Genomic DNA, 7,013 nt, shown 5'->3' on the forward strand with positions numbered 1-7,013 from the left:
CCGTCGCGCCTGAGGTGAACTTCAGTCGAACGTCAGGCGAATGCCGGTCGCACGCGACGTCACGCCGACCCCGCTTTTGCCTGTCGGCGGCTCGGCGCGAGCGCGCGACAGGCCGCGTGCGAGCGTGATTTACCAGCGGGCCTTCCGGTGAAGGTCGATCCACTCGCGCGCGAGCGACGCCGCCGACGCAAGCGCAAGCTGCTCCTTCTGACGGAACGTGTCCCGCGCGTGGGCTATCTGCCGCGCTTGAAATAAACCCGGGGCGGGCCACAGGATTTTCGCCGACCCTCGAAACCCGCCGTGCGTTGCCGGCGTAGCCGTGCACAACACCCGAAAGCCCTTGTAGGAAAAAGTAAGCACCGAAGCCATCGTCGTCATATTTCGCGGACTGCATGTCGGCGGTCTGTCTTCTTAGGGATGCCATTCGTACGACGCCGCGATTTACCGATGTTGGGGAAAAAACGGCGCACAGCCTGCGCCGCCCTGAACCGGTTGTTATCATAGAATGGACGCGCTCGCCGGCGCTACCCCCGGCGCCGGCCGACGACCGGCTCTCACCCGTCATCGCGACGACTCTCGGATCTGCGCGCGCGTTTTGCACGTGGCAGTCGGCGGCCGTCCCCCCACCCGCATGGCGCGGCACGCCGCGGTGTCACTTGACGCGCCGCCAGGCCTCATCAATGGCGCCGAGCACCGGCGGCACGAATTCATGCTCGTCAAACGACACGGGCCGATCGTCTTTCGGATAATTCACTGCGGCTTGCCCACGCAGCAAACCAAGCATCCTGGCGCTATGCGCGCCGGTCGCCGCGACCTCTGCGAGGACTTCCGACTCGATCTGATGGAGCAGCGCCCAGGTCAATACTCCGGCCTCGCGGTGACGCGACACAACGGCCGGTACCGCATCCTTCACGGCCGCAACAGCGGCAAATAGTGGATCCATTCGATCTCTCCTTGGCGTAGGTAAATAATCCATCGTTGCAATGGGGCCACCGCCTCGGCACACCTGTCCCGAACCGAGGCAGGCCATGGATCATCCGGGTTCACGCGGCGATGCCGTTTTGCGAAGCCAAGCCTGACAGCAGACTTCGCGATGCCGCCGGCAGACCGCCCCCCGGAAGTTGTGCAGCGGGGCCAGCGTGGCGCGCCCAACGCCCCTGCACACGCCGTGAGCGTGACTGTGCGCATGCGAAGTGGCGCACCGACGCGATAGCCGCCGGCGCGGCGAAGCCCGATGACGGCGACACGCGGAGCGCCCTCGGGCTAGTTGCACCGCGTGCCGCACCGGCGGCGGCGAGGCCCGACGGGGCTGCGTCAGACATTTCGATCGGATAGCACCGCATGCTTGGACATATTTTCAGCCAGCAAACGTAACTTCCTTCGCTGCTCGGCGTCCGGCTCAAACCGGTACGCCCGCCTGAAGTTAGCTTCGGCCCGCTCATACATATTCCTGCCGAAGTAGGCATGCCCGGCCGAAGCGGGCTCCTTCGCGCGCTCGAAGAGGGGCGCGGCCGTCAAGGAGTCGCCCCGCTCCATGTGGGCCACTGCGGCCGGCAAGTACGCCCACCCCTCCTGGTAATAACCTGCGGCTATCAGGAAGGCTTGGTTCTGCTTGTCTTCGGGCTCACCCGCCCCCCTGAGGGCGTAGCCGAGCTGCATGTAAAGGTCTGCGATCAGCGAGAGATCGTTCGCCGCCAGGGACTCGTGGATGGCCCGCGTGCAGGCGACGACGGCCTGTTTATAACTGCTCGCCAACATGTAGGGGTTTGTCGCCGCCGCGACCAAACCCTCTTTCATGAAGGCGTGGGCGGCCCGTTTGTAGGCGTCTTCCGCCAGCTGTCGGTGCTCCTTTTCGACCTCCTTGGCATTTTCGCCCCGCGCATGCTTCGCCACCGCCTCGTGGGCGTATGCGGCGAGCAGGAAGTAGTGTGCGGCGGGCAGGGGCTGAACAACGTCCGGGCCACCGAGCGCGGCCCACCGGTAGGCGGTTGCCACGTTCTCATTGGCGTCCGCGGACAACTCGGGCTCACCGAGTTCTTTGTGAAGGGCGGCGACGCCGCGCCAAGCGTCGCCGGCCAAGCCGGGTCGGCGGGCCTCCGTGTTAGCCTCGGCCGCCTGCCGATAAGCGGCTAACGCCTTGCGGGGCTCATGCGCCCGCGTGTAGGCTTGAGCGGCCCACAGCCAGGCGTCGGCGGCCAGGTCGGGCCGCCCCGCGTCGGCGTAGCACTTGGCCACGAGCAGGTAGACGTCGCCCGCCAGCGCGTACTTCCCCTTCTGCGGATGGGCGTCTGCGGCCGCCCGGGCGGCGTGTGCGGCCTTCAGGCAAGTGGCCGCGGCCAGCTCCGGCTGGCCCAAGTCCGTGTAGAGGTTGAAGACCCGCAGGTAGACGGCGGCGGCCCGCCCCGGCCGCCCCGTTCGCAGGTAGGCGTCAGCGGCCGTCAGGTAGAGGTCCACCGCCTTGTTGGTTTGATGCGTTTGCATGGAGAGATCGGCGGCCAGCAGGCAGACCGGCGCGGCGAGGCCGGATTGGCCCGCGCGCGTGTAGCAATCGACGGCCTGCAAATACTCTGCGGCGGCCTGCGCATCGGCATCCTGCGGCGCCGGACCGAGGTCCCCTGCCGCCCCACGGGTACTTGCGCGTTGGCGGTACAAGTGGCCGGCCAGACACCACCTGTCGAGCTCGCCGAGGTATCGTGAAAACGCGTTCTCGCCGTGACCGCTCTCAAGGCTTTGCAGCAGCGCGTCCTGCCCGGAGGGCGTGAGACGGCCGCACAGCGTCCCGAGGGCGTCGTGCGCGCCGGGCGCAATCCACCGCGTGCTCCGGTTGCGCTGCGCGGCCCCATGAGACAGGATCAGGCTGGCCAGCGCGCGTCCGACGTCCTCGGGAGCAACGCCGTCAAAGCACGCGTCGGGAAAGAGCGCCGGCGCTTGCGTCTGCAGACGCAGTTGCGCGGCGTTGACCTCTCCCGCATCGTTGAAGTTAAGCGCGGCCAGCATGGCAGACACGGCGCCGTGAGCCTCGGGCGGCAACTGCACGACGCATTTGGAGACGCCGGATTCTATCGACAGGTGCATCGGCAAGTGCTCCGACAAAATAGGGGAAAGCCGGTTATAGATACCATTGTCGGCGGCCCGGCCCTTTCGGATTGTGGCCAAAACATCGGATAACGCACAAGCGCGAGTGCCGGTGAGCCCGGCATGGCGCTCACCGCGAAAAATGAGCGGCAGGGACGGTCAGGGGGTTACGTTGAAAATGCGCCCAAGCCCCCGGGCAGGTGCGGCGGCTTGGCGTCAGATAGCCAGGTGGCCGGAAACGATGCTCATCATTGACGCCGCGGCCGGCGACACGAGTGACGCGCACCCACGTGACACCGGCGAGGCCTTGTGAGAGGAGCCGGCGCCATGCGCGGTGCGGGCGATGAGCCGGCCGTCAACGTAAGGCGCCGAGGGCCGAGCGCAGCGTCGAGGTCAAACATGCGTGGCTGCACCGCCGCGTCATCAAGCGCGTGCCGCTGCGGCAAAAAAGCGGTTTGCAAACGCCCGCGCGCGAGGGGCCGGCGCGGCGCGTGGAGGCGCCCGACGCCAACATCAAACGCCAATGGAAATCGCGGCACCGGGCACTCGTCAGGGTGGGCAAGACGGGTGAATGCCTGGCGCGCGACCCTCGTGAGCAGGCCGCGGCGCTTCATTATTTCACCCGGGCGATCGACCGAAACGACGCACCCGAAACGGCGAACCCGAAACGATGACCGTAGACAGCCGCGGTGCCGTTGCGGCAGCACGCGCAACGCGAACCGCGCAACGCCGACCCGCCGCTGCGGCTCAAGGTGCGACTCAAGGTGCGGCGGCCCCCCGTAGCAGCACCCCCGTGCCGCCCAATGCCCGGTGGCTCGCGCATCACGACTTCGCGGCATTGCGCCGGCGGGGCGACCCAATCGATGAGGGGCTGAATCCGCGTGGGCTGAAAGCCGCGATACGCGCGTTGCGCCCGGTGGTCGTTCTCGCCCTCGTCCTGCGCTTGCGCGGGCGGCGGTCGCGCCGCTACGTGTGCTTGTGCAGGGGCCGCTGCCGCCGCTCTTGCCGATCCCGGCGTATTTCACGATGTTCGTGGCCGGGCGCGTCACGCAAGGGTGACAGCCTTTTGTCGTGCCGGTGCCGGCACCGGCGTTGCGTGTCGCGTGCGTGGCGCGCACCGCGCCCGGGCGGGACACCTTCCTGCGTCGCGCCGTCACAGATTCGCGGGTGCTGCCGCCCGGGTCGTCGGAGGCTACCCGATTTGATTTTTTTGGACGCCAACGTGAAGAACGCCGGGCGGAAGCTCCTCGGGCCGAAGACGTTAAGCACGGCGCTCGAACAGCGCCGGCATGCCCGGTACGGTGCGCCATTGCGCCACGCGGGCGGCCCCCCGCTCTCGCACGGGCCGACATTTTACGTACCCCGCAATCCGCGTCGGCTCGTGACATGGACGAACGCGGCGCGGCCCACCGTCTACACGCACGACATTGACGCAGGCCGGTGTCTGGCGCGAGGGCGTGCCGCGCGTCGGCGCGTCGGCGCGCCGGACGTGCGGTGCGCCAATACCGACTTTACCGCGTGGCTAACCGCTCGGCCAAAGCGGTGGCCGTCGCCAACGGTTGATGCGACCGAGGACGTCCTATTCTCGTTTCATGGAAAAGTCGGGCAACAGCGGAAGCCTCTTTGCGTCGCGAGGGGTGCCCCGTTCGAGGCGCCCGCGGCGCATGGAATTGCGTGCGGGACGCCGGCGCAGAGGAAATGCGCCCGCGCGGCGTGCGTTCCCCGCCGAGCAATTGAGGCACCGGCCGCGTCACACCCCGCGCTCCTTTGGGCTCGCTTTCGGGGGGAGCCCCGTTAGCGCGACTGAACCGCCCGCGGTCCCGGAGGTGCCCGTCATCAAAAAACAGGTGTTTACCGGATAACGGCACGGAACGAACCCACGTAGAAATCGGCGCTGCGATCCGGCACTCGCCAGTCACTCGCGGAAAACAACAGCTTCAGGATAAATATGCCGACGGAAACAAAACTCATGCCGAGTAATGCCTGCGCCATGTCGTATAAAAAAGGCGCAGATGCAGTATTTGATGCCAAGACCCATGCGTTAAATTTGATCAAAATCTACACCGAAGAGTGGTCGCAAATGTGTGGAAATACTGACGCCTTAGACGAGACCCTGGGTGAAGTGAAGCGCACCATTCAAACCCGGAGAAACAACTCCTCACTAGGAAGAGATGAAATCTTCGGCTGCGTGGCAAAAATAAAACTTTGCCCGGGGGACAGTTATCAAACAGAGCAGGCCAAACAGGCGGTGGATTTTTTAAAGTGCTGCATTCTGATAGCAAGGCATGAAGACGGGTTTCTTCACTCATTGAATACAAAACTAAACCGAAATACCGATTCAATGAATAAAGCACTAAAAAATGACTCGTATTATCAAATCCAAAACGGCAACAGGATAGCCACAACTAACAATCCATACAATACACCCGGCTACAAGGCCGCCGCCATCCAGGCAATAGAGCGTCACTTCAATAGCTATACGGACTTAGTGAGATTCGACACAACATCATTGCCACAACCAAGCACAAACGAAAAGCAGCATAAAATCCCTGCAGATTACGTAAACTATATTCGGGAGCACATGCAGACAATCAATGGAAAAATTAAATATTCACCCACCGCCGAGCCGGCCTTGATGTCCCGGTTAAGACCCGACCGTACGGCACATTGGCGGAGTAAAGCACTGCAAAGAAACGCAGAAAATGTACGATGTCAATAAGAATCTCGACGAAAATAAAAAATCCCACCCTATCGAAAAAGAAATGGGAAACAGCGGAGAAATCAACCAAGTTCTCTATCACCTTATGAAAAATGATAGCAGAATGAACAAAGACTTCAGAGACACAATCCACCTGGTCCGATTGGTCGATCCGGATGATCATGTATTTATTTGCATAGGCGACATAAACGGCGACACACGCTTTGATTGCTCCGCTTTGGATCATTGGAGCAGGTATGTTGATCAGGAGGACGCCACACATTGGGGGCGCGGGGCGGAAAACCCAACCTATGGGTTTATCGGTTCGCTCGAAGATTACAAAGAATTTTTAGCGGGTCGCGAGGACGCTATTTTTATAAAAAGAAAAAATTTTCACCATTTCGAAAAAGCAGTTATCAACACTGACACGGAAAACGCTTACGCTAACGTTTTTAAGGAAATCGAGAAGTCGAATCCTCACAATTATGCATAACCGTTTAACATTCATTCGATCATGCGCGTCGCGTAGACGCGTTGACCGGTTTGATGATCCGCACTCAAGTACGTGATTGCCCGTCCGAACGGTGGGCGGCTGACAATAATGCGGCATGCAAAGCGTCTGACGCGACGCTCTCGTTCACGGGCCGGCGCGTTGCGCCGCACGTTATGCGCCAAGCGGTGTAGCGGTACGCCCGGTTTGCGCCGAATCCGCGCATGCTCACGCAACGGTTGGCCGCCCCGGGCGGCCGAACTCACGCGACGGGACGGTGCCGGGCGACGACGGTCGGCTTGACCGTCGTTTGGCGCCTCCGAGCAAGGCGCGCCCTCCCGGTGGCTCAGTCTTTAATCGGCGTTGACATTCGGAATGCCTCACGCCCGGTTTGACTCGCCCCCCTTTCGCTCGTACCCGGGGCCGGCATTGCTCGGCACGGCGCTGTTGACATGGGCGGTCCCAACGCCGATTGCGAGGGCGTCGATCGCCCCGGGCAAACCCCGGCAGAACAGCCCCCTCGAGCGTTTTGACGGAAAATTCGCGTGGGGCGTGTTTGGCCATGGCGGGGTGTCGGACACGGCTCAAGACCAAGGTTGTCATTGCGCCATGGCGGCGGCACCCGGCTGCCGCGGGGCCGCATTCGAGCCTGCCCCACCTGACGCCGAACGAGCCATTCGCACGGCGCCGGCCCGGCCGGCTCATGCGTCGGCGCGCTCGAGCCAAACGGCCGAGAACGCCGGCGTCAAG

General features: G+C 63.3%; 5 protein-coding genes. 3 read left to right on the top strand and 2 right to left on the bottom strand.

What is annotated here, in order from left to right; all coding sequences use genetic code 11:
* Positions 1 to 652 precede the first annotated feature (652 nt).
* On the bottom strand, positions 653 to 943 hold the full coding sequence (locus MB84_RS27415) for a DUF2471 family protein (RefSeq protein ID WP_052654261.1): 291 nt from the start codon (positions 941 to 943) through the stop codon (positions 653 to 655).
* A 371-nt stretch (positions 944 to 1,314) separates the two neighbouring features.
* Complete coding sequence (locus MB84_RS27420; RefSeq protein WP_052654264.1) at positions 1,315 to 3,075, bottom strand: soluble NSF attachment family protein; 1,761 nt, start codon at positions 3,073 to 3,075, stop codon at positions 1,315 to 1,317.
* Between the two features lie 431 nt (positions 3,076 to 3,506).
* On the opposite strand from MB84_RS27420, the gene MB84_RS27425 reads away from it, so the two are divergent.
* The 3 genes from MB84_RS27425 (at position 3,507) to MB84_RS27430 (ending at position 6,266) form a co-directional block, all read left to right on the top strand.
* Positions 3,507 to 3,749, top strand: a complete 243-nt coding sequence (locus tag MB84_RS27425) for a hypothetical protein (RefSeq protein WP_052654265.1) — start codon at positions 3,507 to 3,509, stop codon at positions 3,747 to 3,749.
* Positions 3,750 to 5,044: 1,295 nt separating this feature from the next.
* Complete coding sequence (locus MB84_RS30390; RefSeq protein WP_157123115.1) at positions 5,045 to 5,794, top strand: hypothetical protein; 750 nt, start codon at positions 5,045 to 5,047, stop codon at positions 5,792 to 5,794.
* Positions 5,778 to 6,266, top strand: a complete 489-nt coding sequence (locus MB84_RS27430) for a hypothetical protein (protein WP_052654266.1) — start codon at positions 5,778 to 5,780, stop codon at positions 6,264 to 6,266. Before MB84_RS30390 ends, MB84_RS27430 begins: the two co-directional genes overlap by 17 nt.
* The last annotated feature ends 747 nt before the right edge of the window (positions 6,267 to 7,013 follow it).

This window comes from Pandoraea oxalativorans, from assembly GCF_000972785.3.
Lineage (GTDB): Bacteria > Pseudomonadota > Gammaproteobacteria > Burkholderiales > Burkholderiaceae > Pandoraea > Pandoraea oxalativorans.

Bases quoted from the DNA above. Each gene is read 5' to 3' on its own strand.
- MB84_RS27430 (WP_052654266.1), top strand. From the start codon at position 5,778: ATGTACGATGTCAATAAGAATCTCGACGAAAATAAAAAATCCCACCCT.
- MB84_RS27420 (WP_052654264.1), bottom strand. From the start codon at position 3,075: ATGCACCTGTCGATAGAATCCGGCGTCTCCAAATGCGTCGTGCAGTTG.
- MB84_RS27415 (WP_052654261.1), bottom strand. From the start codon at position 943: ATGGATCCACTATTTGCCGCTGTTGCGGCCGTGAAGGATGCGGTACCG.
- MB84_RS30390 (WP_157123115.1), top strand. From the start codon at position 5,045: ATGCCGAGTAATGCCTGCGCCATGTCGTATAAAAAAGGCGCAGATGCA.